The sequence below is a fragment of the Pseudomonas sp. 20-5 genome (genome assembly GCF_056782835.1).
In genome coordinates this window covers 67,601-90,280 of sequence record NZ_CM165584.1, presented here as the reverse complement: position 1 = coordinate 90,280, position 22,680 = coordinate 67,601, and the positions used below count along the sequence as shown (strand labels likewise).

The window sequence follows — 22,680 nt, the reverse complement described above, 5'->3', positions numbered from 1 at the left end:
TGATGGTGCCCAACTCAGTCAGCTACTACAGGTCGGCCAGCTACAGCCACGTCGGCATGGTCCGCAAGGTCAACGAAGACGCCAGTCTCGACGCCCCCGAGGCGGGACTCTGGGTGGTCGCCGACGGCATGGGCGGCCACGCCGCCGGCGACTTCGTCAGCAGCCTGATCGTCGATACCCTGCGGCGCATCCCGGCGGCCTCCTCGCTACCGGCCTATGTCGGCGCGTTGCGCACCGGCCTCGCCCAGGTCAACGAGCGGGTTCGCCAGGAGGCCGGCCTGCGTGGCGTCAGCGTGATGGGCAGCACCCTGGTACTGCTCGCCGCGCGCGGCAACCAGGCGAGCTGCCTGTGGGCCGGCGACAGCCGCCTGTACCGCCTGCGCGGCGGCGTGCTGGAAGCCATCTCGCGGGACCACAGCTACGTCCAGGAGCTGCTCGACAACGCATTGATCAGCGAGGAAGAGGCGCGCCACCATCCGCGCGCCAACGTGGTCACCCGCGCGGTCGGCGTGCACGAGCAACTGGAACTGTCGGAAGCCGCGCTGCACGTGCTGCCCGGCGACAGCTTCCTGCTCTGCAGCGACGGCCTCAACAAGACCGCCGACGACAGCGAACTGCGCGACGTGCTCAGCCACAGCGATCCCTATGCGGTGGTCCGCAGCCTGGTCCACCTGGGCCTGACCCGCGGCGCCCCGGACAACATCACGGCCCTGGTGGTCAGGGCCTTCTGAGACGGACATGGACATAGAACTTCCGGGATTCGACATCGAACGCGAGCTGGGCGAAGGCGCCATGGCCACGGTCTACCTGGCCACCCAGCGCTCGCTGCAGCGCAAGGTGGCGCTGAAGGTGATGGCCGCGGCGCTGGCCGCCGACCCGAGCTTCGCCGAACGCTTCCTGCGCGAAGGTCGGACCCTGGCGCGGCTGTCGCACCCGAACACGGTGACCATCCACGACATCGGCAACGTCGGCAGTTGCTACTACATGGCCATGGAATACCTGCCCAACGGCACGCTCAAGGAGCGCATCCAGCAGGGCCTCGATCCCGAGCTGGGCCTGGTCTACGTACGGCAGGTGGCCGCCGCGCTCGGCTACGCGCACTCCCAGGGCCTGGTGCATCGAGACGTGAAGCCGGCCAATATCCTGTTCCGCGCCGACGGCACCGCGGTGCTCTCGGACTTCGGCATCGCCAAGTCGATCGAGGACAATACCCAGTTCACCCAGGTCGGCTTCGCCGTCGGCACCCCCAGCTACATGAGCCCGGAGCAGGCCCGCGGGCAGGAGATCGACGGCCGCGCCGACCTCTACGCGCTGGGCGTGGTGCTCTACGAGATCCTCACCGGCAAGCTGCCCTACAACGGCAAGGATTCGCTCTCCACCGCCCTGGCCCACCTCACCGAGCCGCTGCCGGAACTGCCGATCGAACAGGGCCGCTACCAGGACATCCTGCGCCAGTTGCTGGCCAAGGACCCGGCCGAGCGCTTCCCAACCGCCGGCGCGCTGATCGCCGCCCTCGACCGCCTGGCGCCGAGCGCCCTGGAAGCCACCCAGATCCGTCCGCTGGCGACGCCGCAGGGCTCGCCGCGAGCGAGCAACCCGCCGCCGGCCGAACCCGCGCCCATGCCGCCCGCCGACCTCGGCGGCCTGCAACCGGTATCGATCCAGTTGCCGCCGGTCACGCCCAGCGCCGGCGGCGCCACGCCGCCCCCGCCTCCGCCATCGCAAGCGGCGAAACCGCCATCGCCCCCGCCGCCTCCGCTGCCACCGGCAAAGCCGCGTGCCGGCGGCAGCCGCACGCCGCTGATCGCCGCCGCCGCGGCCGCGGCCGCCGTGCTCCTGGCGATCGGCGGCGGCGCCTGGTGGCTGCTGGGCTCGGGCGACGCGCCGAGCGCTGCCGATCCAGCGCCGCTGGGACAGACGCCGGCGGACAAGCCGCAGCAGCAGACCCCGGTGGCCGATGCCGAACAGGACGGCGGCGAGCGTCCGCTGCTGATGCCAGGCAAGAAGACCCTGTTCCAGCGCGTCCTGACCAAACCCGGCGCGGCCATCTCCGCCGAGGCTGGCGGCCCGCCCCGGGCCGGCGCGGTGCCGGCCTTCTCGGTGCTCTACGTGTACGCCCGCAAGCAGGTCGGCGGCAGCCCCTGGCTGCGCGTCGGCGCCTCCAGCAACGGCGAGGGCGACGGCTGGCTGCCGGCCAGCGCGGTGAGCGACTGGAAGCAGAGCCTGGTGCTGAAGTTCACCGAACGCTCCGGCCGCGCGCCGGTGATGTTCCTCAACAGCGCCGAGCAGGTCGAGCGCCTGCTCGGCGATACCCGCGCAGCGCGCGACACCCTGACCCAGGCGGTGGACCACAAGGGCGATCCGCAGGTGGTCGCGGTCGAGCCCAACGACCGGGCGATCCCCCAGGACCAGTTCTACCTGCTGCCGATCTTCGACTCGAAGGAAAGCTTCGACGCCGACGGCCAGCCGGCGCAGTTGCTGGAGGTCGCCTCGATCGACCCCGGCGGCAGCGCCGCGGCACCCCAGGCGCCGGGCCAGGCCGGGCAGGGCGGCGCCAGCGGCGCGGCGAGCGACACCTTCCGCACCGGCATCGTCCTGGTGGTGGACACCTCGGTGTCGATGCAGCCCTACATCGACCGCGTGCGCGAGGTGATCGACGGCCTGCAGCGGCAGATCGGCGAGCGCGGCGACCTGGACAAGGTCAGCTTCGGCCTGGTCGGTTTCCGCAACAACACCGACAAGACCCCCGGCCTGGAATACGTCAGCAAGACCCTGGTGCCGCTGCAACCGGGCAACGACGCGCAGCGCTTCGCCGAGTTGAGTAGCCAGGTGCGCGCCACCGACGTCTCCAGCCACTCGTTCAACGAAGACGCCTTCGCCGGGATCATGCAGGCGGTCGACGAAATGGACTGGTCGCCCTACGCCGGGCGCGTGGTGCTGCTGGTCACCGACGCCGGCGCGCTGCGCAAGAACGACCCGCTCGGGCGCACCCAGATGAACGAGGCCGAGGTCCGCCAGGCGGCGCTGCGCAAGGGCGTGAAGATCTATGCCCTGCACCTGCGCACCCCGGCCGGGAAGAACAACCACGGCTACGCCGAGCAGCAGTACCGCAGCCTCACCGCCGACGCCAACCCGAAGATCGCCGACCTCTACATCCCGGTGGCCGGCGGCGAGGTGAACGCCTTCGGCAACACGGTGAAGGAGATCGGCACGGTGTTCGCCGACCTGGTCCACGACGCCGGCAACCGCAAGCCGCAGGCGCCGCGCTTCGACGCCGCGCCAAGCGTGGCGAGCAAGTCGGCGGCCATCGGCTACGCCATGCAGATGGAATTCCTCGGTCGCCGCGACCCGGTGCGCGCGCCGCAGGTCGTCACCGCCTGGACCGCCGACCGTGACCTGACCAACCCGGCGCTGCCGGCGTTCCAGGTCTGCGTGCTGCTGAGCAAGCTGCAACTCAACGAACTGCAACAGTCGCTGAAACTGATCGTCGACGCGGCCAAGCGTACCCAGACCTCGCCCAAGGACTTCTTCCAGGAAATCGCCAGCGCCAGCGCCTACATGAGCCGCGACCCGGCGCAACTGGTGAAGGGCAGCAACCTGGCACAGAGCGGCGTGCTCGGCGAATACCTGGAAGGCCTGCCGTACCGCAGCAAGTCGCTGAACATGACCCAGGACCTCTGGCTGTCGCTGAGCGTCGCCGAACAGCAGGACTTCATCGACGAACTGGAGTCGAAGATCCGCCTCTACGAAACCTTCCACAACGACGTCGCCAACTGGGTCCGGTTCGGCGACGCCGACGCCGGCGACGCGCTGTACCGCGTGCCGCTGTCGACGCTGCCATGATCCTGCGCCTGCACGAGGTCGCCCGCAGCCACGGTGCCGGTCGCCAGCGCTACCGCCTGCGGGTGCCGGCGCTGGAATTGCGCGCGGGTCGCCAGCTGGCCATCGTCGGCCCCAGCGGCTGCGGCAAGAGCACCCTGCTCGACCTGCTGGCGCTGGCCCTGGCGCCGGACCCGGGCGGGCGCTTCGAATTCCTCGCCGGGGAACGCCCGCAGGACATCGCCGCGCTCTGGCGCGACGGCCGCCAGGACCGCTTGGCGGCGCTGCGCCGGCAGCACTGCGGCTACGTGCTGCAAAGCGGCGGGTTGCTCGAGTTCCTCGATGTGCGGCGCAACATCGGCCTGCCCTGCGCGTTGCTCGGCGCCCCGTCCGCCGAGCGCGTGCAGGCGCTGGCCGAGCGGCTGGAAATCGGCGACCAGCTGGACAAGAAACCGGCGGCGCTGTCGGTCGGCCAGCGCCAGCGGGTCGCCATCGCCCGCGCCCTGGCGCATGCGCCGCGCCTGTTGCTGGCCGACGAGCCGACCGCGGCGCTCGACCCGCTGAACGCCGAACGGGTGATGCGCCTGCTGGTGGAGCAGGCCCGCGAGCGCGGCGCCTGCACCGTGGTCGCCACCCACGACGAGCGCCTGGCTCGCGCCGCCGGCCTGGAAGTCCTGGCCATCCGCTGGCAACGCGAGGCCGACGACAGCGTCGGCGCCTGCCTCGAGGAAGTTGGCTGATGCGCGCCGGCCTGCTGCTCTCGCTGGCCTGGGCCGACTACCGCGGCGAGGCGCGCCTGTCGCTCTGCGCGATCTTCGCCCTGGCGGCGGTGATCACCCCGCTGCTGGTGCTGTTCGGCCTCAAGTACGGCCTGGTCAGCACCCTCACCGAGCGGCTGGAGCGCGCGCCTTCTGTGCGCGAGATCATTCCGGTCGGCGGCGCCCGCTACCGTGCCGAGGACATCGCCGCCCTGGCCGCACGCGCGGACGTCGCCTTCGCCGTGCCGCGCACCCGGCAGATCGCCGCCACCGCCGACCTCAGCGGCGGCGGCGAGACCGCCCTGAGCGTCGAGATGATTCCCAGCGCCGCCGGCGACCCGCTGCTGGCCGGCCTGCCGCAACCCGACCGGCCGACCCGCGTGGTGCTCAGCCACGGCGCCGCGGAAAAACTCGGCGCCCAGCCTGGCGAGCGCATCGTCGCGCGCATCGGCCGGCGCATGGATGGCCAGGCACAGAGCCAGCGCCTGGAGCTGGAAGTGCTCGCGGTGCTGCCGCAGGAGCGTTTCGCCCGCGACGCGCTGTTCGCCCCGCTGGCCCTGCTGGAAGCCGCCGAGGACTATCGCGACGGTCGCGCGGTGGCCGCCTACGGCTGGCCGGGGAAGGCCGGCGAGACCCCGCGCGCACGCATCTACCCGGGCTTCCGCCTGTACGCCCGAGACCTCGATGCGGTGGAAGGGCTGCGCCGGCACTTCGTCGCGAGTGGCGTGGAAGTCGCCACCCAGGCCGAGGCCATCGCCCAGGTGCGCAGCCTCAGCCGCAACCTCGGCCTGGTGTTCTGGATCGTCGCCGCGCTGGCCATCGGCGGTGCCTTCGCCGCCATCGCCGCCAGCAGCCTGGCCGCCGTCGAACGCAAGCGCCGCGCCCTGGCGGTGCTGCGTCTGCTGGGCTTCCCGACCGCCGCGCTGGTCGGCTTCGTCATGCTCCTGGCGCTGTTCAGCGCCGTCTTCGGCCTGTTCCTCGCCGGGCTGCTGTACGCCGCCACGGCCGGCGCGCTGAACCACCTGTTCGACAACCAGAGCGGCGAGTTCGTCTGCCGCCTGCTGCCCAGCCACTACCTGACGGCGCTGCTCGCCACGCTGCTGTGCAGCGTCCTGGCCGCCGCCAGCGGCGGCTGGCGCGCGGCGCGGATCGAAGCCGCAGAGGGATTACGCGATGTTTGAGAAAGCCATTCTTCCGCTCGCCCTCGGCGCCTGCCTGGCATTTGCCGCGCCGGCCTGGGCCGAAGGCGACTCGCCGGACAATCCCAAGCCGCTGGCCGACGACGTCGCCCTGCCGCTGCCGTGTGGCGGCGAGATGGTCTTCCGGCATGTCTACGTACTCGCCGAAGGCGCCCTCGACGATCGCGAGGTCAACCTCGGCTACGCCTTCAACGAAGGCGAGGCGGGCTACCAGCAGTCGTTCATCTCCGGCTACCGGCGCGACTACGTGAACGGCCAGTTCAGCCTCGCCGACCTGGCACCGGCCTGGCAGCAGAAGCTCTCCGCCAGCCTGCCGAAGCCTGCCGCCGGCACCCCGCTGAAGCCGATGCTGTACTTCATCGGCAAGTACGAGGTGACCGCCCGCCAGTACGCCGCGGTGATGAGCCAGGCGGCCGCGCTCTCCGGCCAGGGCGAGGCGCCGGCCTGCGACGTGCCGGACGGGATGGCCGCGCGGCTGCCCAAGGTCAACCTCTCGCGCTTCGACGCCGAACGCTTCGGCGCGGTGTACAGCGCCTGGCTGCTGAAGAACCACCCGGAACTGCTGCCGGTCAGCGGCCGCGGCAAGAATCCCGAGGACGGCGGCATCGGCTTCGTCCGCCTGCCCACCGAGGTCGAGTGGGAGTTCGCCGCGCGCGGCGGCCAGGCGGTCAGCCGCCAGGAACTGGAAGGCCGGCTGTTCCCGCGCAAGGTCGAGGGCAGCGACCAGGAAGGCCCGCTGGGCGACTGGGCGGTGTACAACCAGGTCGCCGGCGGCACCGGGCAGGCCGCGCGACTGTTGCCGGTAGGGATGAAGCGGCCGAACCCGCTGGGCCTGTTCGACGTGATCGGCAATGCCGCGGAGATGGTCCAGGAGTCCTTCCAACTGGTCCACGCCGGTCGCCGGCAGGGCACATATGGCGGTTTCGTGGTGAAGGGCGGGAACTATCTCGAAGGCGAGATGACTCTATTCACCGGGATGCGCCGCGAATACCCGCTGTTCGCCGCCGACGGCAGCGAACAGCGCAACGAGACCACCGGTTTCCGTGTCGCCATCGGCGCGCTGTCCGCGCCACGCTCGCGCTATCCCGAGCTGTTCGCCCAATGGCAGAAGGAAGGCCGACTAGCGGCATTGACCGATGCCATCGATGACGCTCAAGATCCCACCAAGCAATTGGACGGAATCATTGCCGCCACCCGCGACCCGCAGATGCAGGCGCAGTTGGCCCAGATAAACGAGGAACTCAAGCGTAACGTTTCGTTGATCGCCCGGCAGCGCGAAGAGGCCGCCGGAAACCTGATACAGTCGGCGGCACTGGTCGCCGAGACGATCAACAACTACAACATACGCCTGACCAACCTCAAGAAGGACAGGGAGAAAGCCGTGGCAGCCAGGGATCAGGCGACCGCCCAGCTCTATGCCGGCGCCATCGCCAACGGGCGCAGCGCCCTCGATGGCGCATTGGCCATCTACATCGACAACCTCGCCACCGGCACCCGTTACACCGACGCGGTGATCCAGGCGCAGTTCCAGCGCATCCAGGAAGAACTCAATCGCAACCCGGTTCTGGGCAAGAGCCTGGTCAAGCGCGCGACCCTGTTCGTCAAACACGTCGGAGATTATCGCCAGCAGCACCGGGCCGAGCCGGAGGCGGTATTGAAGGAATTGCTCGCGTCCAGCGGGCGTTGAAGGAGTTCCGTCCGGCCCCTCTCGGCAGCCGGGCGGTTCATCAAACCAGGAGTGAGATGCAATGAGCCAACCCAGCGAAAACCGTTTGATCACCTCGGCGCGCTACGCGCTCTGCCTGTTGACCGCCAGCGGCGTGCTGCTCAGCGGCTGCGCCAGCAGCGGCGTCGGCTCGGTCGCCCAGACCACCCGCGCGGAATACTACCCGTCCTGCTACGAGCCGGTGTCGCACCTGCGCAGCACCGATAACGCAGTGCGCAATTCGGCCATCACCGGCGCCATTACCGGCGGCCTCCTGGGCGGCCTGGCCGGCGGCCTGGCCAGCGACGAGAACCGCGGCCGCAATGCCGCCCTCGCTGCCGCAGGCGGCGCCCTGGCCGGCGGCGCGGCGGGCTACTACATGGAGAAGCAGAAGCAGATCAGCGATGACCGCGCGCGCATCGGCTCCTACGGTACCGACGTCGACCGCAGCACCGTCGAGATCAACCGTAGCGTGGCCTACGCCAAGTCGGCGCAAAGCTGCTACCAGAGCCAGTTCAAGGCTCTGCTCGACGGTCGCAAGAACAAGTCGATCAACGAAGCCGAAGGGCGCAAGCGCCTGGCCGAGATCGTCAGCGGCCTGCAGGAGACCAACGCCTTGCTGGTCGCCGCCAACGGCCGTGCCGGCGAGAACATCAGCAACTACACCCAGGCCTACGAGAAAGACCTGCAGCAGGTCGGCGTACCGCGCGCCGAGGTGACCAAGGTCGCCGAGGCCGAGAACCGCGCCAGCACTACGAAAGGCGGCAGCAAGCCCAAGACCGGCAGCAATCCCAAGGTGCCGAAGGAAGCGGTCGCCACCGAGCAGACCATCCGCAAGGCCCAGGACGCGCAAAGCGAAGGCAACAAGGTGGCCTCCCAGGGCCAGGGCATGATCCGGGAAGTCTGCAACAGCCCGGACATGGGCGACTGGGCGCCGCCGAGCTGCGCCAAGGCCTGATCGGCCTCGTTACCGGCACGAACGCGACGGCGACCTTCGGGTCGCCGTTTCGTTGAGGGGGCTGGCGCGCTGACCCGACCGGCCTGAAGGTCGAGCGTTCGCCGGGACGGCTGCTTCCGACGTTTCCGGCTTCCCGGCGGCAGCGGTTCTTCCCGCAGGGCGGATACCGCCACCGGCACGCTCCGCCGCTACTCCGCCCTATACGAAATGCTGCACCGCGGGGAAAACGCTAGAACAACGCCATCTGCGCCCCCGGCACGGCGAACCGGCTGCAATCCAGCCCGAAGCCCTCGCGGCGGTCCAGCCCGAGGCGCTTCATCGCCACCGCGAAACGCTGCGCCAGCAGGTCGGCGAACGGTCCCTGGCCACGAAAGCGGTGGCCGAAGCGGCTGTCGTAGACCTCGCCGCCACGGCATTGGCGGACCAGGCTCATCACATGCTCGGCGCGTTGCGGGTAGTGCGCCGCCAGCCATTCCTCGAACAGCGGGGCGACTTCGCGCGGCAGGCGCAGGAGCATGTACGCGGCGCTGCGCGCGCCGGCGTCCCGCGCCGCCTGGAGCAGGCGCTCCAGCTCCATGTCGTTGACCATCGGGATCATCGGCGAGCAGAGCACGCCCACCGGGATGCCGTTGCCGCTGAGCGTGCGGATCGCCCGCAGTCGCGCCGAGGGCGCCGCCGCGCGCGGTTCGAGAATGCGCTTCAGCTCGTCGTCGAGGGTGGTCAGGCTGATCATCACCGCCACCAGGTTCTGCTCGGCCAGTTCGCGCAGCAGGTCGAGGTCGCGAAGGATCAGCGAGCCCTTGGTGACGATGGTCAGCGGGTGACGGAAGCGCAGCAGCACCTCCAGCACCTGGCGGGTCAGGCGGCGTTCGCGCTCCAGCGGCTGGTAGGGGTCGGTATTGGCGCCCAGGTTGATCGGCGCGCAGCGATAGCCGGGCTTGCTCAGTTCCTGCTCCAGCGCGCTGGCGACGTTGCTCTTGGCGATCAGCCGGGTCTCGAAATCGATCCCCGGCGAGAGGTCCCAATAGGCATGGCTGGGCCGCGCATAGCAGTAGATGCAGCCATGCTCGCAACCACGGTAGGGATTGATCGAACGATCGAAAGGGAGGTCCGGCGACTGGTTGCGGGAGATCACCGTGCGGGCGATCTCCTCGCGCACCTCGGTGAGCTGGATCGGCGGCACGTCCTGCTCCCAGCCATCGTCGAAGGCCTCGCTGTGGGTCGGGGCGAAGCGGTTGAGGGGGTTGCTGGCGGTACCGCGACCGCGCGGGGGCAGGGGAGCGCTCATGAGGGGAACCCGGCGAAATACTGTATATGGATACAGTATCGCACCGGGCCCCGGCCCACAGCCATCGCCGCCGGTCGGCGGCGAGCGGTCAGGCGTCGGGCTTCTTCTTCAGCTTGGGATTGGGGAAGAACTGCACCGACTGCACCTTCGGGTTGGCCGGCTTCGGCGCGTTCTGGTTGACCCGCGTACCCAGCTCCTTTGGGATCGACTGGCCCTGGGCGTTGAGCGTGTCGGCGTAGCCGCAGGCCACGCATTCGCGGTGCGGCACGCCGTCCTCTTCCCACATCTGGATCTTGTCCTGTTCGCTGCACGCCGGGCAGACCGCCCCGGCGATGAAGCGCTTCCTGGTGGTCGCCGGGCTCATGCAGCCTCCCCGACCAGCCCGGAGTGACGCAGCAGGGCGTCGATGGACGGCTCGCGACCGCGGAAATCGACGAACAACAGCATCGGCTCGCGGGAGCCGCCGCGGGCCAGGATCGCCTCGCGGAAGGCACGCCCGGTATCGGGGTTGAACACGCCTTCTTCCTCGAAACGCGAGAAGGCATCGGCGGACAGCACCTCGGCCCACTTGTAGCTGTAGTAACCGGCCGCGTAGCCGCCGGCGAAGATGTGCGCGAAGCTGTTGGCGAAGCGGTTGTACGCCGGCGGACGCATCACCGCCACTTCGTCGCGGATGCCCTCGAGCACCTGCAGCACGCTGCGGCCGTCGCCGTGGGTGGCGTGCAGCTCGAAGTCGAAGAGGGAGAACTCCAGCTGGCGGACCATCATCATCCCGGACTGGAAGTTCTTCGCCGCCAGCATCTTCTCCAGCAGGTCCTGCGGCAGCGCCTCGCCGGTCTCGTAGTGGGCGGAGATCAGCGCCAGGCCTTCCGGTTCCCAGCACCAGTTCTCCATGAACTGGCTGGGCAGCTCGACGGCGTCCCAGGCCACCCCGTTGATCCCGGAGGCGGCGGCATGCTCGACGCGGGTCAGCAGGTGGTGCAGGCCATGGCCGAACTCGTGGAACAGGGTAGTGACCTCGTCGTGGGTCAGCAGCGCCGGCTTGCCGTTCACCGCCGGGGTGAAGTTGCACACCAGGTAGGCCACCGGGTCGATCAGCCGGCCCTGGGCGTCGCGCCGGCGGTCGCGGGCGCCGTCCATCCAGGCACCGCCGCGCTTGTTGGCGCGGGCATAGAGGTCGAAGTAGAAGCGGCCGACGTGCTCGCCGTTCTCGAGGATCTCGAACAGGCGTACGTCGGCGTGCCAGCGTTCGAAATCGTGCAGTTCGCGGATCTGGATGCCGTAGAGGCGCTCGACGATGGCGAACAGGCCGGAAAGCACCTTGTCCACCGGGAAGTAGGCACGCAGCGCCTCCTGGGACACGCTGTAGCGCGCCTCGCGGAGTTTCTCGGCGTAGTAGCCGGCGTCCCAGCTCTGCAATTCGGTGCAGCCCTGCTCGGCGGCGTAGGCGCGCAGCTGCTCCAGGTCGCGGGCGGCGAACGGCTTGCTGCGCACCGCCAGGTCGCGGAGGAAGCTGAGCACCTGGTCGCTGGACTCGGCCATCTTGGTCGCCAGCGACAGCTCGGCGTAGTTGGCGAAGCCGAGCAGGCCGGCCAGCTCCTGGCGCAGGTCGAGGATCTCTTCCATCACCGGACCGTTGTCGTTCTGCCCGGCGTTCGGGCCCTGGTCGGAGGCGCGGGTGCAATAGGCGGCGTATACCTCTTCGCGCAGGGCGCGGTCATCGGCATAGGTCATCACCGCGTAGTAGCTGGGGAACTCCAGGCTGATCAGCCAGCCGTCCAGGCCCTTGGCCTCGGCGGCCTGCTTCATCTGGGCCTTGGCCGAATCGGTCAGGCCGGCCAGCGCGGCTTCGTCGGTGACATGCTTGGTCCAGGCCTGGGTGGCGTCGAGCAGCTGGTTGGAGAAACGGCTACCCAGCTCGGACAGGCGCGACTGCACCTCGGCATAGCGCTTCTGCTTGTCCGCCGGCAAGTCGATGCCGGACAGGCGGAAGTCGCGCAGGGCGTGTTCGAGGATGGTTTTCTGGGCCACGTCGAAGCCGGCCGCCTCGGGGCTCTTCGCCAGCGCCTCGTAGGCCTCGAACAGGGCGCGGTTCTGCCCCAGCTCGGTGGAGTAGGCCGACAGCTCCGGCAGACAGGCCTCGTAGGCCTCGCGCAGCTCGGCGCTGTTGCACACCGCGTTGAGGTGGCTGACCGGACTCCAGGCGGCGCCCAGACGGTCGTTGAGTTCGTCCATCGCCAGCACCAGGCCCTTCCAGGTCGGCTGCTCGCGCTGGGTTTCCAGCAGGCGGGCGATGGCGGCGCGGTTATCGGCGAGGATCCGCTCGATGGCCGGCTTCACGTGTTCCGGGCGAATGGAGGAGAAAGGCGGCAGGTCGTAGGCCTGCAGAAGGGGATTCGCGCTCACGTTGGCAACCTTGGCTAAGGAAATACCCGACCATCTTAAATACAATCGGCGGCATCCGCAGCCTGAGGAAAACTATCGTGACCATTCGTTCCTACCAGGGCAAAACGCCACTGCTCGGCGAGCGGGTCTTCGTCGATCCCTCGGCCGTGCTCGTCGGCGACATCGAGATCGGCGCCGACAGCTCGGTCTGGCCGCTGGTGGTGATCCGCGGCGACATGCACCGCATCCGCATCGGCCAGCGCAGCAGCATCCAGGACGGCAGCGTGCTGCACATCACCCACGCCGGCCCCTTCAACCCGGACGGTTTTCCGCTGAGCATCGGCGACGAAGTGACCGTCGGGCACAAGGTCCTGCTGCACGGTTGCAGCATCGGCAACCGGGTGCTGGTGGGGATGGGCTCGATCGTCATGGACGGCGCGGTGATCGAGGACCAAGTGATCCTCGGCGCCGGCAGCCTGGTGCCGCCGGGCAAGGTGCTGGAGAGCGGCTTCCTCTACGTCGGCAGCCCGGCGAAGAAGGCCCGTCCGCTGAGCGACAAGGAGCGCGGCTTCTTCACCTACACCGCCGGCAACTACGTGAAGCTCAAGGACCTGCACATCGCCGAGGACTACCATGCGTGACGCCACGCTGCGCTACCCGAACATCCTCTTCGATCTCGACGGCACCCTCACCGACCCACGCGAGGGCATCACCCGCTCGGTGCAGTTCGCCCTCGCCCGCCTGGGCATCGACGAGCCGGACCTGGCGCGCCTGGAACACTTCATCGGCCCCCCGCTGTTGCAGTGCTTCATGCAGACCTACGGCTTCGACGAAGCGCGCGCCTGGGAGGCGGTGAACCACTACCGCGAGCGCTTCAGGGTCACCGGTCTCTACGAGAACCGCGTGTTCGACGGCATTCCCGAGCTGCTCGAAGCCCTGGTCGGACGCGGCCACACGCTCTACGTCGCGACCAGCAAGCCCGGCGTGTTCGCCCGCGAGATCGCCCGCCACTTCGCCTTCGACCGTCACTTCAAGGCGATCTACGGCAGCGAGCTGGACGGCACGCGCACGCACAAGGACGAACTGATCCGCCATCTGCTCGACAGCGAAGGCCTGGCAGCGGAGCATTGCCTGATGATCGGCGACCGCATGCACGACCTGCTCGGCGCCAGCCGCAACGGTGTCGCCTGCATCGGCGTCGGCTACGGCTTCGGCAGCGAAGACGAACTGCGCGCGCACCAGCCGACCCATTACTGCGCCGACCTCGCCGCCCTGCGGCAGGTATTGGAATCCCACTGACCCATGCTCCGTTTCAGACAAGGACGCCTGACATGACCGACAATCCCTTCGCCACCCCCACCGCCCCGGTGCAGCCGCCGGCCAGAGAGGTGCCCGCCACCACCCAGCCCTATGCGTTCATCGCGGTGCTGGCGCTGGTCACCTGCCTGTCCTTCGCCGTAAGCCTGGGCATCCAGTGGTACAACGACATCGGCGAGATCCGCCAGCGTTTCTCCGAGCACCTGCAACTGATGGCGCCGCACTGGTTCACCGGCCTGGTGTTCTACGCGGCGGCCAACCTGCTGGTGCTGCATGCCTACCGCGAGAAGCGGCAGCTCGTCGAGTTCCGCCCGCTGGCGCTGCTGCTGATCGGCTACGGTCTGCTCAACCTGGTCTGCGGCATGCTCGCCGGGATCGGCCTGGCACCGCTGACGCTGCCGTTCTACCAGTGGGTGACGGCGCAATCCAGCTACGGCGTCTGGCTGATGGCGTTCAACGAAGCGATGAGCTGGGTCTACCTGCTCCTGGGCAGCCTGCTGCCGTTGGGGCTGGTGCTGCTCGGCAGCCGGGTGAACTCGCCGCGCCTGGCCGAAGGGGAAGAAGCCCGCGTCGCTGCCTGGCAGGTCGCCCTGGGCGCCGCGCTGTGTTTCGCCACGCTGTGTTTCAAGCTGATGCAGTTCCTTCCCTACGCCCTGCTGCGCTACGACGAGCCTTGGCTATACGGCCTGTACCTGAGCGGCGTGGCGTTGCCCGCGGCGCTGCTCTTCGGCGCCGTCTGCACGCGCCTGCCGGCGCGCCTGCAACGCTTCGCCGCCGGCCGCGCGCTGCTGCTCGCGGTGGTCGCGATGCTGCTCTGGAGCGTCGCGCTGCTGGCGGTCGGCGGGGGGCTGGCGCTGCTGATGATCCTCGGCCTGGCGCCCGCTGGCATCGGCTATACGCTGCTGGTGGCGCTGCTCGGCGTCGGCCTGTTGGCGCTGCTCTGGCCGATCGGCCGGCTGGCCACGCGCTGGTGCTACGCCGACCAGCTCGCCGCCTGAGCAGGCGTCAGGGCGCTGCGGCGGCCAGCCGCTGCAACGCCGCCTGGCGCTCCGCCAGGGGGAGCTGGCCAAGGGCACGGACCCGCGCATAGAACGCCGGCCAGTTGCCGCCGACCTGGCGGAACAGCACGGCGAACGCCGCCACCCATTGGTCGTAGAGGCCGAAGGGAAGCAGCTTGGCATTGTTGAACGGCGCGTCGATCCAGGCCTTGAACGGCGACTCGCCACCCCATTCGCGCTGGCTCAGCGCCGCGTACTCGCGGCGCAGGCGCTGGAATTCGGCAGCCTTGCCGGCACGCTTGGCGGCATCGTCCAACGGCCCGGCATAAAGTGCTTCGAGGCGCGCACGACTGGCCAGGACCAGCGCGGTGAACTGCTCGCGGCGCTTCTCCTCGCGGCCGTCCGCCGGCGGCAGTCCACGATACTCGCGCCACTGGCGGGTACCTTCCTGTTCGACGAAGGTGGCGAAGGATTCGTTGAAGGCGGTGTCGTCGCGCAGGTAGAACTTCTGGTGCGCCAGTTCGTGGAAGATCAAGGTCGCCAGCCGTTCGTCGTCCCAGCGCAGCATGCTGCTGAGGATCGGATCGTCGAACCAGCCGAGGGTCGAGTAGGCCTGCACCCCGCCGACGTAGACGTCGTCGCCGAGCGCCCGCTGGCGCGCCGCCTCGGCGCGCGCGGCGGCCTCGCTGTAGTAGCCGCGGTAGGCCACGCAGCCGGCGATGGGGAAGCAATGGGTGACCGGCTGCAGCGACAGCTCCGGGGTGGCGAACACGTTCCATACCACGTAGGGCCGGCCGATATCGGCGTACAGGCGATAGCTGCGGTTGTCCGGCAGGCCGAGGCGTTCGCTGGCGAATTGCCGGGCCTTTTCCGCCTTCGCCAGGCGTTCGCGCAAGCGCGCGTCGCGCTGCGGGTCGGCGATCACCGCGGCGGCCGGCTCGCGGGCGCGCAGCAGGGCGAACTGGCCGCTGGCCAGTTGCCCGTAGTAGGAGACGGTCGAGCAACCGCTCAGCGCCAACAGCGCCAGGCAGGGAACCCAACGGGGCAGTCGAAGGTCAGCAAGCGGATGGCGAAGGCGGCGTGGCATGGGCGGAACATAGCACAGCACGCGGACCGCCCGCCGCCCTACCAGCACCGGTCCGCGATCCGGCGAGGCGGAGGAACGCAAGGCGTTTTTCCAAGGCGCGACGGATGGCGGCCGGGTTAAAGGAGCTTCGGAGTCTTCTATGCGTACGCTGCTGCTTGCCGGTGGCCTGCTCGTCCTGAGCGGCTGCTCACTGCTGATGCCCACCCCCGACCCGAACCGCGCCTGGGTCGACCTCGATACCCAGCCCGACGCCGATCTCGCCGCCGTGGAAGTCGACGACAAGAGCTGGGACCGCACGCGCTACTTCGAGGTCGATCCCGGCACCCGCGAACTCACGGTGCGCTACCAGTTCACCGTCGACCCGACCAACATCGGCCCCGTGGACAGCCCGCTCTGGCGCGATTGCCAGCTCAACCTCAAGTTCAAGGACTTCAGCGCCGGCCAGCGCTACCGCCTGGAGGCCGGGCACATCGGCTTCCGTCCCTGGGCGAAGCTCTACGACCAGGACAACAGGGAACTGGCGCGCGGCCGCGAGGGACGCTGCGCGAAGGTCTGAACGGCGCAAGGCGAGGGCGCTATGCTAGGAGCTGAACGCCCTCCGGAGCCCGCCCCATGCGTCCACTCACCCGTCTCGTCCCGCTCGCGCTGCTGCTCCTCGCCGGCTGCGCCGGACCGCTGCCGCAGCCGGACCCGCAGATGGCCTGGGTCGAGCTGCGCAGCGCGCCGGCCAACACCCTGCTGGCCGAGCGCCTGGACGGCGAGCGGTTGAGCGACGGGCGCTACTTCCAGGTCACTCCGGGACGCCATGTGCTGGAGGTGCGCTTCCAGTACGAACTCTATGGCGGTTCCGGCGGCGGGGGCGGCGGCTTCGGCGAGCCGGTGCAGATCAACTGCTACCAGCAGGTGGTCTATGACGGCTTCGAGGCGGGCCGGCGCTATCGCCTGGAGGTGCGCCCGCAATTGCGCAGGGCGCTGGCGCTACTGAGCGACGAGCGTGGCGAGGTGGTCGCCCGTTCGAACTTCCAGACCAGCCGCTGCCCGCCGTACTGAAACGCAGCGGCTCAGTCGTCGTTCTTCTGGTAGATGATCTTCTTGGTGCCGTTCTCGCAACTGCCGACCACCATGTTCGGGTCGCTGACTTCGTCGTTGCGCACGATCTCCAGGGTGTAGGAGGTCACCCCGGCCGACTGGATCTTGGTCTCGATCTCCGCCTTGAGTTCCTCGCACGGCTTCGGCGCGGCCAGCGCCGTGGCGCTGAACAGCAAGGCGGCAATCCCCAGCCCGATGGTTTTCATGACCCGTCACTCCTCGTCGATGCCTGGCAGCCGAGTGCTGCGCAGCGCATCCTGCCGCATTCGACTGCGGCAGGCCAGGGCCAGTTCGCCGGGCTGGGGAAGCGTTCCGCTCAGCCGTCGAGGCTGGCGTCCAGGCTGATCTTCGCGTTGAGCACCTTGGATACCGGGCAACCGGCCTTGGCCTTGTTGGCGATCTGCTCGAAGGTCTGCGCGTCCGCCCCCGGCACGCGCGCCCTGAGCACCAGGTGCACGGCAGTGATGGCGAAACCGTCGGACTGCTTGTCGAGGGTGACCTCGGCGCGGGTCTCGATACGTTCGGCGGTCAGGCCGGCCTCGCCGAGCATCATCGACAGGGCCATGCTGAAGCAGCCGGCGTGGGCCGCGCCGATCAGCTCTTCCGGGTTGGTTCCCGGTGCGCCCTCGAAGCGGGTATTGAAGCCATAGGGGTTGTCCTTGAGCGCGCCGCTTTCAGTGGAAAGGGTGCCCTTGCCGTCTTTCAGGCCGCCTTGCCAGACCGCCGATGCCGTCTTCTTCATGTCGACTCCTCCGGAGCTGTGGATGGACATCCGCTCGCGTCGGCGAGCGGGCATGTCTACATGGGAGGACGACGCAGCCGGACAAGTTCAGTCCGCTTGCGCGGCGGCGGGATTCAGGCGCAACCGTCGATGCGGCAGAGCGGCACCGCGGCCCCGCCCACGGCACCGCTGCCGCCGGCAAGGCGCAGCTGCGTTTCGAGGAAAGCCCGCCAGTCGTCCGGCTGGCCGAGGTAGCGCCCGGTGTCGAGCACCTGCAGGCGGCCGTCGCGCTCCAGGGCGAAGGTCGGGAAGCCAGCGGCGCCGAGACGGTTCATCAGCCGCCGACTGTCGGCGAAGTGCGCGCGCAGCGGCTCGCCGGAGCAGGCGTCGAACGCCTCGGCGAAGCCCTCGCCAAGCCCCAGTTCGGCACCCAGCTCGAGCAGCACCGGACGCTCGGCGATACGCCGGCCCTCGACGTAGTGGGCACGCTGGATCCGCGCCAGCATCGCCGCGCCGAGGCCGTCGAGCGCTTCGGCGGCAAGCACGGCGGCGGTCGGCGGGGCCGAGTCGAATACCGCGCTGGTGTCGCGCAGCAGGCCGTCGAAGTAGTCCTTGCCGAACGGCTGGCCGGTCAGTTGGGCGATCCGCAGGTCATGGGGCATCACGTAGTGGCGCAGACCGGCGCCGACCGGCTGGCGGTTGGCATCGGTCATCATGCCGCCGCCATGCAGGCGTACGTCCAGACCCGTCACCTCGCGGGCGGCGGCGAGCAGCGGCGAGGCGCCGTAGCACCAGCCGCAGAGCGGATCGTAGAGGTAATGCAGGGTGAGGTCGTTCATCTCGGTCTCCACGAGACGCCCCGCAGGGGACGCCTCGATCAGCGGCTATCGGCGGGCGCGGCTCAGGGCCACTGCATCTCGCCCTTGAGCACCTTGGCGCTCAGCTCCAGGCCTTCCTCGCCCGGCAGGTTCGGGTAGCGGCGCTTCATCGCCTCGACCAGCGCGGCGGAATCCCTGGCCTTGGGCAGTTCGGCTTCCAGGGCCTTCAGGTAGTCACGGGTGAAGCGCACGCCGTCCAGGCCCTTCGGCTCCTCGCCGGTGAAATGGCCGGGCACCACGCGCCGCGGTTGCAGCGCCTCGATCCGGTCGAGCATCGCCACCCAGGCCTGGCGCGAGGCCTGGGTCTGGGTATCGGCGGTCCAGACGTGCGAACCGGATTCCACCAGCACGCCACCAACCACCGTCTTCAGCGACGGAATCCACAGCACCGTGCGGTCCGGGCTCGGCCCCTTCAGGTCGACCACCTTCAGGGCATGGCCTTCCAGCTTCAACTGGTCGCCCTTCAGCGGCTCCGGTACCACCAGCGACGTCGGCGCGTTGTCCTTGAGGATCGGCCCCCAGTAGGCCAGCTTGGCGTCCTTGGTCGCCTGGATGTGTGCGACGGTCTGCGCCGTCGCGAGGATCTTCGCCTCGGGGAAGGCGGCCTTCAGCACGTCGAGGCCGAAGTAGAAGTCCGGGTCGCCGTGGCTGATGTAGATAGTGCTGAGGGTCTTGCCGCTGGCCTGGATACGCTTGACCAGTTGCTCGGCGTCGGCGCGGGAGAACTGCGCGTCGATCAGCATCGCCTCGCGCTGGCCCACCAGCAGTTCCGAGGACACGGCGAAGATCGCCTTCTCGCCGGGGTTGTAGACCTCCAGCCGCAGCGGTTCGGCGCTGGCGGCGAAGACGCCGGCGGCACCCAGCAGGGCGGCGGCGGCGAACAGGGAACGAAGCAATCCATGGCGCGACATGAGCGGTTCTCCAGGCAGTGGGATCAGAGGCTTGCCATGTTAGTTGCTTGAAAGCGCGCAAAAAGCCCCGCAATAATCACAGCTTTGTTGCATGGATCGAGCGAATCATGGACCGCCTGACCGCCACCCGCGTCTTCGTCGAGGTCATCGACAGCGGCAGCCAGACCGCCGCCGCCGAGCGTCTGGACATGTCCCGGGCGATGGTCTCGCGCTACCTCGCCGAGTTGGAGGAGTGGGTCGGCGCACGCCTGCTGCACCGCAGCACCCGCCGCCTGAGCCTGACCGACGCCGGCGCGGAGCTGTTGCCGCAGTGCCGCGAGATGCTCGCCGTGGCCGACGCCATGCAGGCCACCGGCCAGACCCGCCGCGACAGCCCGCGCGGCACTCTGCGCATCACCAGCAGCCTGTCCTTCGCCCAGGCCTGGCTGACCCGTGCCGCCGCCGCCTTCGTCGAGCGCTACCCGGGCACCGCCATCGACCTGCAGGTCAACAGCCAGGTGGTCAACCTGGTGGAGGAGCGCATCGACCTGGCCCTGCGCATCGCCAACCAGCTCGACCCCAACCTGATCGCCCGCCGCCTCGGCGAATGCCGCTCGGTGATCTGCGCCGCGCCGGACTACCTGCGCGGCCACGGCACCCCGCGGCGCCCGGAGGACCTGGCGCTGCACAACTGCCTGACCTACTCCTACTTCGGCCGCAGTCTCTGGCAGTTCGAGCGCGACGGCGAGCCGACCAGCGTGCCGGTGGGTGGCAGTCTCAGCGCCAACGAATCCACCGTGCTGCTGGAGGCCGCCGCCGCCGGTGCCGGGATCAGCCAGCAGCCGCTGTACTCGGCAGCCCCGCTGATCCGTAGCGGACGCCTGGTGGCGCTGCTGCCGGAGTGGTCGCCGCAGGTGCTCGGCATCCACGCGGTGTACGCCTCGCGCCGGCAGATGCCGCCGGCGCTGCGGGCGCTGCTGGACTTCCTGGTCGAACGGATGGCGGCCGATCCGCACTGGGACGAGGCGGGCCCCCTGGCGCTGGCGTGAAAGCCGGGTAGACTGCTGGACGCGCCGCCTTCGACGCACCTTTATCCCCTGTCTGGAGCACGTCCATGTCCCTGTCGATCTACCAGGCTTCGATCCCGACCTTCCTGCGCACCCTCGGCAACCTCTCGGCGATCCTGAAGAAAGCCGCCGCCCACGCCGAAGCGAAGAACATCGATCCGCGCATCTTCATCGACGCCCGGCTGGCGCCGGACATGTTCCCCCTGGCGCGCCAGGTGCAGATCGCCAGCGACGCCGCCAAGGGCGCCGGCGCGCGGCTGGCCGGGCTGGAAGTGCCGAGCTACGCGGATACGGAAATCACCTTCGACGAACTCCAGGCACGCATCGCCCGCACCGTCGAGTTCCTCGAGGGCATCCGCGAGGAACAACTGGACGGCGCCGAAGAGCGCAACGTGACCCTCAAGGTGCGCGGCCAGGAGATCAGCTTCAACGGCCGCGACTTCCTCTTCGGCTTCGCCCTGCCCAACTTCTTCTTCCACGTCACCACCGCCTACGCCATCCTCCGCCACAACGGCGTCGAACTGGGCAAGATGGACTTCCTCGGCGGCGCCTGAGGTTCCCGCGCCGGGATGGCACGCACAAGGACCATGGAATGGATCGGAAAACCCTCGACGACACCAGCAAGTTCCTCAGCTATGTCCTTCGCCACCAGCCCGAGGCCATCGGCCTGACGCTGGACGGCGAAGGCTGGGCCGACATCGACGCCCTGATCGCCGGCGCGGCGCGGGACGGCCGCGCCCTCGACCGCATGCTGCTCGGCGCGGTGGTCGAGAACAACGACAAGAAGCGCTTCGCCCTCTCCGCCGATGGCCAGCGCATCCGCGCCGTGCAAGGCCACTCGCATGCCGCGGTGGCCATCGCCTACGCCCCCGCGGTCCCGCCCGCAGTGCTCTACCACGGCACCGCCAGCCGCTTCCTCGACTCCATCCGCGAGCGCGGCCTGGTTCCCGGCAGCCGCCACCACGTCCATCTCTCCGCCCGCCGCACCACCGCCCTGGAAGTCGGCCGCCGCTACGGCAGCCCGGTTCTGCTGGAAATTGACGCGCGCGACATGCACCTGGCCGGGCACCTATTCCACCAGGCGGAGAACGGCGTCTGGCTGACCGAGCGGGTACCCGTGCGGTTCATCCGCGAGGCTTGAGAAGGCGTTCTACGGACTAACCAATGCCCAAGCGGGCGATCATTCGCTCGAAAGCGTCGCTGTCCGGCAGGTTGTAAGCGTCGAATGGTCTGTGCCAGTAGAACATCCAGTCTTCCAGGTCCTGAACGCTCGCTTCACGAGTCACGAGGGCGACCATGATGTCGACGAAGTCCTGAGCGGGCCCCGTCAGCTCTATGCCATTGAGCAGGAGGAAAACCGTAGCGGCCGCCGCCGCCGTGCGTTTGTTGCCATTGGCAAAGCAGTGGTTCATTGCCAAGCTTTCCGCAAAGACCGCAGCCAGCGTGATGATATCGTCGGTTCGAGCATAGTAACGATGGTTGGCTGGCCGTTGCTGTGCGGACTCCAACTCGTTCGGTTTGAGGACGCCTATCGGCTCGTCCGGAGTCTGGGCCAGGATGAGCAACTCATTGAGGCGAACGAGATCTGCAACGGAGAGATAGCGTATCCCTTGCTGGTCTTGCGACATGCTTAAACCTTGGCCAGCTCTTCGAAGGTTTTTTCGTAGCGTTCGAAGGCCAGGGCAAAGGCGTTCTCGACCTGCTTCTGATGTTCTCCCAAGGCCGGGCGCGCGCGCACGACCTCATCGCGAGGACGGGGAGGAATGACGAGTTTCTTCGATTTGCGCAGCGATCGCGACATATGTACCTCCAAGGATCCACTTCCCGGACCTGCCTGCCCCGGGCAGGGGACGAATATTCAGTGTTCAAGCATATACCAGTGCAGGCAGGGAACAGATGTCCTCTCGAAACCGGAAGCACTGGCAAGGCGCACCGCAACATGGCCTAGCAGTCTGCAGACCAGCCTCGAACGTTGATGGCCCGCTGCCGCCTAGCAGAAGCGGCAGTGGAGCAGGCGGTGAAAGCCGGCTTGACTGAGGAAAAACACCGACAAGCGCAGGACGCCCGATGGACCTTCGCCCCAGCCACGTGCATGTGTTCCCACCCAGCCGCGACCTCCCGGCCGCAACCAGTCCGCACCGCGAAACCCTGCTGCGCAGCGGCTGCGCCTGGAACGGCTCGCTCTACCTCGGCTATCCCCTTGGCCAGCCGCAGCTCACCGTGCAGCGCCTGAGCCTGGCCGCCCACGAACGCCTGGACTGGCAGGTCCATCCGATGCCCAGCGCGCTTTACGTGCTCAAGGGCGAACTGCGCCTGGAGACCCGCGACGGAGCCCAGAGCACGCGGGTGCTGGAAGGCGAGGCGGCGGGTTGCCTGATGAACATCATCCATCGCCTGATAGCCGGGGCCGAACCGGTGGAAGCCCTGCTGTTCCATGCCGGCGTGGAAGGCATGCCGGTGGGGCTCGGCGAACGCGGCGAAATGCCCGACGCCTGAAGACGCCGGCGGGCCGGACAGCAGC

Annotated in this window: 25 protein-coding genes; 15 read left to right on the top strand and 10 right to left on the bottom strand. The window is 68.8% G+C overall.

The genetic code is table 11. The annotated features are described in order from the left end of the window. Window positions 1-2 precede the first annotated feature (2 nt). From pppA to tagQ, 6 genes are all read left to right on the top strand, one after another. On the top strand, window positions 3-731 hold the full coding sequence (gene pppA / locus AC1RB9_RS00415) for a serine/threonine phosphatase PppA (protein WP_003106965.1): 729 nt from the start codon (window positions 3-5) through the stop codon (window positions 729-731). A 7-nt stretch (window positions 732-738) separates the two neighbouring features. Continuing rightward, entirely contained in the window at window positions 739-3,843 is a 3,105-nt protein-coding gene (ppkA, locus tag AC1RB9_RS00410; protein ID WP_033943335.1) for a serine/threonine protein kinase PpkA, read from the top strand. Then, the gene (tagT, locus tag AC1RB9_RS00405; RefSeq protein WP_003114657.1) at window positions 3,840-4,559 is read left to right on the top strand and encodes a type IV secretion associated ABC transporter ATP-binding protein TagT; all 720 of its coding nucleotides are present in this window, start codon (window positions 3,840-3,842) and stop codon (window positions 4,557-4,559) included. The genes ppkA and tagT overlap by 4 nt, the downstream gene beginning before the upstream one ends. Then, window positions 4,559-5,758 carry a type IV secretion associated ABC transporter permease TagS gene (gene tagS, locus AC1RB9_RS00400; protein ID WP_003083634.1) on the top strand — a complete coding sequence of 400 codons (1,200 nt, stop codon included), beginning with the start codon at window positions 4,559-4,561 and terminating at the stop codon, window positions 5,756-5,758. The genes tagT and tagS overlap by 1 nt, the downstream gene beginning before the upstream one ends. Further along, window positions 5,751-7,463, top strand: coding sequence for a type VI secretion system-associated regulator TagR (gene tagR / locus AC1RB9_RS00395; protein WP_003106615.1), 1,713 nt, complete (start codon window positions 5,751-5,753; stop codon window positions 7,461-7,463). The genes tagS and tagR overlap by 8 nt, the downstream gene beginning before the upstream one ends. Window positions 7,464-7,524: 61 nt before the next feature. Then, window positions 7,525-8,439 carry a type VI secretion system-associated lipoprotein TagQ gene (gene tagQ, locus AC1RB9_RS00390; RefSeq protein WP_003106614.1) on the top strand — a complete coding sequence of 305 codons (915 nt, stop codon included), beginning with the start codon at window positions 7,525-7,527 and terminating at the stop codon, window positions 8,437-8,439. A gap of 229 nt (window positions 8,440-8,668) precedes the next feature. On the opposite strand, the gene AC1RB9_RS00385 is transcribed toward tagQ, so the two are convergent. The 3 genes from AC1RB9_RS00385 to prlC all read right to left on the bottom strand — a co-directional run bounded on the left by AC1RB9_RS00385 (window position 8,669) and on the right by prlC (window position 12,133). Next, window positions 8,669-9,727 (bottom strand): PA0069 family radical SAM protein, encoded by a 1,059-nt coding sequence (locus AC1RB9_RS00385; RefSeq protein WP_003118567.1) that lies wholly within the window; start codon window positions 9,725-9,727, stop codon window positions 8,669-8,671. 88 nt (window positions 9,728-9,815) lie between these two features. Next, window positions 9,816-10,091, bottom strand: coding sequence for a YheV family putative zinc ribbon protein (locus tag AC1RB9_RS00380; RefSeq protein ID WP_003162872.1), 276 nt, complete (start codon window positions 10,089-10,091; stop codon window positions 9,816-9,818). Next, the gene (gene prlC / locus AC1RB9_RS00375) at window positions 10,088-12,133 is read right to left on the bottom strand and encodes an oligopeptidase A (protein ID WP_003083621.1); all 2,046 of its coding nucleotides are present in this window, start codon (window positions 12,131-12,133) and stop codon (window positions 10,088-10,090) included. The genes AC1RB9_RS00380 and prlC overlap by 4 nt, the downstream gene beginning before the upstream one ends. Before the next feature lie 77 nt (window positions 12,134-12,210). On the opposite strand from prlC, the gene AC1RB9_RS00370 reads away from it, so the two are divergent. Genes AC1RB9_RS00370 through AC1RB9_RS00360 form a run of 3 tightly spaced genes read left to right on the top strand, consistent with a single transcriptional unit; the run spans window position 12,211 to window position 14,427 of the window. Next, entirely contained in the window at window positions 12,211-12,753 is a 543-nt protein-coding gene (locus tag AC1RB9_RS00370) for a gamma carbonic anhydrase family protein (protein ID WP_003106612.1), read from the top strand. Further along, entirely contained in the window at window positions 12,746-13,411 is a 666-nt protein-coding gene (locus AC1RB9_RS00365) for an HAD family hydrolase (protein WP_003106611.1), read from the top strand. The genes AC1RB9_RS00370 and AC1RB9_RS00365 overlap by 8 nt, the downstream gene beginning before the upstream one ends. A gap of 32 nt (window positions 13,412-13,443) precedes the next feature. Continuing rightward, window positions 13,444-14,427 carry a hypothetical protein gene (locus tag AC1RB9_RS00360; protein ID WP_003114660.1) on the top strand — a complete coding sequence of 328 codons (984 nt, stop codon included), beginning with the start codon at window positions 13,444-13,446 and terminating at the stop codon, window positions 14,425-14,427. Between the two features lie 7 nt (window positions 14,428-14,434). On the opposite strand, the gene AC1RB9_RS00355 is transcribed toward AC1RB9_RS00360, so the two are convergent. Further along, window positions 14,435-15,562 carry an aminopeptidase gene (locus AC1RB9_RS00355; protein WP_003118564.1) on the bottom strand — a complete coding sequence of 376 codons (1,128 nt, stop codon included), beginning with the start codon at window positions 15,560-15,562 and terminating at the stop codon, window positions 14,435-14,437. Window positions 15,563-15,653: 91 nt separating this feature from the next. Here AC1RB9_RS00355 and AC1RB9_RS00350 point away from each other — a divergent pair, with 91 nt between their 5' ends. Next, on the top strand, window positions 15,654-16,070 hold the full coding sequence (locus AC1RB9_RS00350; protein WP_003083614.1) for a PA0061/PA0062 family lipoprotein: 417 nt from the start codon (window positions 15,654-15,656) through the stop codon (window positions 16,068-16,070). A 56-nt stretch (window positions 16,071-16,126) separates the two neighbouring features. Next, window positions 16,127-16,564 carry a PA0061/PA0062 family lipoprotein gene (locus AC1RB9_RS00345; RefSeq protein ID WP_003083612.1) on the top strand — a complete coding sequence of 146 codons (438 nt, stop codon included), beginning with the start codon at window positions 16,127-16,129 and terminating at the stop codon, window positions 16,562-16,564. Window positions 16,565-16,575: 11 nt separating this feature from the next. Here the strand turns inward: AC1RB9_RS00345 and AC1RB9_RS00340 are convergent, their stop codons facing one another. From AC1RB9_RS00340 to AC1RB9_RS00325, 4 genes are all read right to left on the bottom strand, one after another. Beyond that, window positions 16,576-16,809, bottom strand: a complete 234-nt coding sequence (locus tag AC1RB9_RS00340; RefSeq protein ID WP_003083610.1) for a DUF1161 domain-containing protein — start codon at window positions 16,807-16,809, stop codon at window positions 16,576-16,578. Window positions 16,810-16,919: 110 nt separating this feature from the next. Beyond that, complete coding sequence (locus AC1RB9_RS00335) at window positions 16,920-17,375, bottom strand: OsmC family protein (protein WP_003118563.1); 456 nt, start codon at window positions 17,373-17,375, stop codon at window positions 16,920-16,922. A gap of 83 nt (window positions 17,376-17,458) precedes the next feature. Further along, window positions 17,459-18,163, bottom strand: coding sequence for a disulfide reductase DsbM (gene dsbM, locus AC1RB9_RS00330; protein WP_003162080.1), 705 nt, complete (start codon window positions 18,161-18,163; stop codon window positions 17,459-17,461). A 62-nt stretch (window positions 18,164-18,225) separates the two neighbouring features. Continuing rightward, window positions 18,226-19,113, bottom strand: a complete 888-nt coding sequence (locus tag AC1RB9_RS00325) for an MBL fold metallo-hydrolase (RefSeq protein WP_003083599.1) — start codon at window positions 19,111-19,113, stop codon at window positions 18,226-18,228. A gap of 107 nt (window positions 19,114-19,220) precedes the next feature. Here AC1RB9_RS00325 and osaR point away from each other — a divergent pair, with 107 nt between their 5' ends. From osaR to AC1RB9_RS00310, 3 genes are all read left to right on the top strand, one after another. After that, window positions 19,221-20,141: an oxidative stress response transcriptional regulator OsaR gene (gene osaR, locus AC1RB9_RS00320; protein WP_003128174.1), complete on the top strand. Its 921-nt coding sequence runs from the start codon at window positions 19,221-19,223 to the stop codon at window positions 20,139-20,141. 65 nt (window positions 20,142-20,206) lie between these two features. Next, window positions 20,207-20,713: a DUF1993 domain-containing protein gene (locus AC1RB9_RS00315; protein ID WP_003162079.1), complete on the top strand. Its 507-nt coding sequence runs from the start codon at window positions 20,207-20,209 to the stop codon at window positions 20,711-20,713. A 38-nt stretch (window positions 20,714-20,751) separates the two neighbouring features. Next, window positions 20,752-21,300: an RNA 2'-phosphotransferase gene (locus tag AC1RB9_RS00310; protein WP_003162078.1), complete on the top strand. Its 549-nt coding sequence runs from the start codon at window positions 20,752-20,754 to the stop codon at window positions 21,298-21,300. Between the two features lie 16 nt (window positions 21,301-21,316). Here AC1RB9_RS00310 and AC1RB9_RS00305 read toward each other — a convergent pair whose 3' ends face one another. Together AC1RB9_RS00305 and AC1RB9_RS00300 are read right to left on the bottom strand one after the other, a co-directional pair. After that, window positions 21,317-21,787, bottom strand: coding sequence for a type II toxin-antitoxin system death-on-curing family toxin (locus tag AC1RB9_RS00305; RefSeq protein ID WP_003458494.1), 471 nt, complete (start codon window positions 21,785-21,787; stop codon window positions 21,317-21,319). Window positions 21,788-21,789: 2 nt separating this feature from the next. After that, the gene (locus tag AC1RB9_RS00300; RefSeq protein ID WP_003111525.1) at window positions 21,790-21,960 is read right to left on the bottom strand and encodes a hypothetical protein; all 171 of its coding nucleotides are present in this window, start codon (window positions 21,958-21,960) and stop codon (window positions 21,790-21,792) included. 266 nt (window positions 21,961-22,226) lie between these two features. Between AC1RB9_RS00300 and AC1RB9_RS00295 the strand changes: the two genes are divergently transcribed. After that, window positions 22,227-22,655: a cupin domain-containing protein gene (locus tag AC1RB9_RS00295; protein WP_003083588.1), complete on the top strand. Its 429-nt coding sequence runs from the start codon at window positions 22,227-22,229 to the stop codon at window positions 22,653-22,655. Window positions 22,656-22,680 lie beyond the last annotated feature (25 nt).

Excerpts from the sequence above, each read along its gene's own strand:
- pppA (WP_003106965.1), top strand. The coding sequence starts at position 3 with ATGGTGCCCAACTCAGTCAGCTACTACAGGTCGGCCAGCTACAGCCAC.
- ppkA (WP_033943335.1), top strand. The coding sequence starts at position 739 with ATGGACATAGAACTTCCGGGATTCGACATCGAACGCGAGCTGGGCGAA.
- tagT (WP_003114657.1), top strand. The coding sequence starts at position 3,840 with ATGATCCTGCGCCTGCACGAGGTCGCCCGCAGCCACGGTGCCGGTCGC.
- tagS (WP_003083634.1), top strand. The coding sequence starts at position 4,559 with ATGCGCGCCGGCCTGCTGCTCTCGCTGGCCTGGGCCGACTACCGCGGC.
- tagR (WP_003106615.1), top strand. The coding sequence starts at position 5,751 with ATGTTTGAGAAAGCCATTCTTCCGCTCGCCCTCGGCGCCTGCCTGGCA.
- tagQ (WP_003106614.1), top strand. The coding sequence starts at position 7,525 with ATGAGCCAACCCAGCGAAAACCGTTTGATCACCTCGGCGCGCTACGCG.
- AC1RB9_RS00385 (WP_003118567.1), bottom strand. The coding sequence starts at position 9,727 with ATGAGCGCTCCCCTGCCCCCGCGCGGTCGCGGTACCGCCAGCAACCCC.
- AC1RB9_RS00380 (WP_003162872.1), bottom strand. The coding sequence starts at position 10,091 with ATGAGCCCGGCGACCACCAGGAAGCGCTTCATCGCCGGGGCGGTCTGC.
- AC1RB9_RS00365 (WP_003106611.1), top strand. The coding sequence starts at position 12,746 with ATGCGTGACGCCACGCTGCGCTACCCGAACATCCTCTTCGATCTCGAC.
- AC1RB9_RS00360 (WP_003114660.1), top strand. The coding sequence starts at position 13,444 with ATGACCGACAATCCCTTCGCCACCCCCACCGCCCCGGTGCAGCCGCCG.
- AC1RB9_RS00350 (WP_003083614.1), top strand. The coding sequence starts at position 15,654 with ATGCGTACGCTGCTGCTTGCCGGTGGCCTGCTCGTCCTGAGCGGCTGC.
- AC1RB9_RS00345 (WP_003083612.1), top strand. The coding sequence starts at position 16,127 with ATGCGTCCACTCACCCGTCTCGTCCCGCTCGCGCTGCTGCTCCTCGCC.
- AC1RB9_RS00340 (WP_003083610.1), bottom strand. The coding sequence starts at position 16,809 with ATGAAAACCATCGGGCTGGGGATTGCCGCCTTGCTGTTCAGCGCCACG.
- AC1RB9_RS00335 (WP_003118563.1), bottom strand. The coding sequence starts at position 17,375 with ATGTCCATCCACAGCTCCGGAGGAGTCGACATGAAGAAGACGGCATCG.
- dsbM (WP_003162080.1), bottom strand. The coding sequence starts at position 18,163 with ATGAACGACCTCACCCTGCATTACCTCTACGATCCGCTCTGCGGCTGG.
- AC1RB9_RS00325 (WP_003083599.1), bottom strand. The coding sequence starts at position 19,113 with ATGTCGCGCCATGGATTGCTTCGTTCCCTGTTCGCCGCCGCCGCCCTG.
- osaR (WP_003128174.1), top strand. The coding sequence starts at position 19,221 with ATGGACCGCCTGACCGCCACCCGCGTCTTCGTCGAGGTCATCGACAGC.
- AC1RB9_RS00315 (WP_003162079.1), top strand. The coding sequence starts at position 20,207 with ATGTCCCTGTCGATCTACCAGGCTTCGATCCCGACCTTCCTGCGCACC.
- AC1RB9_RS00310 (WP_003162078.1), top strand. The coding sequence starts at position 20,752 with ATGGATCGGAAAACCCTCGACGACACCAGCAAGTTCCTCAGCTATGTC.
- AC1RB9_RS00305 (WP_003458494.1), bottom strand. The coding sequence starts at position 21,787 with ATGTCGCAAGACCAGCAAGGGATACGCTATCTCTCCGTTGCAGATCTC.
- AC1RB9_RS00300 (WP_003111525.1), bottom strand. The coding sequence starts at position 21,960 with ATGTCGCGATCGCTGCGCAAATCGAAGAAACTCGTCATTCCTCCCCGT.
- AC1RB9_RS00295 (WP_003083588.1), top strand. The coding sequence starts at position 22,227 with ATGGACCTTCGCCCCAGCCACGTGCATGTGTTCCCACCCAGCCGCGAC.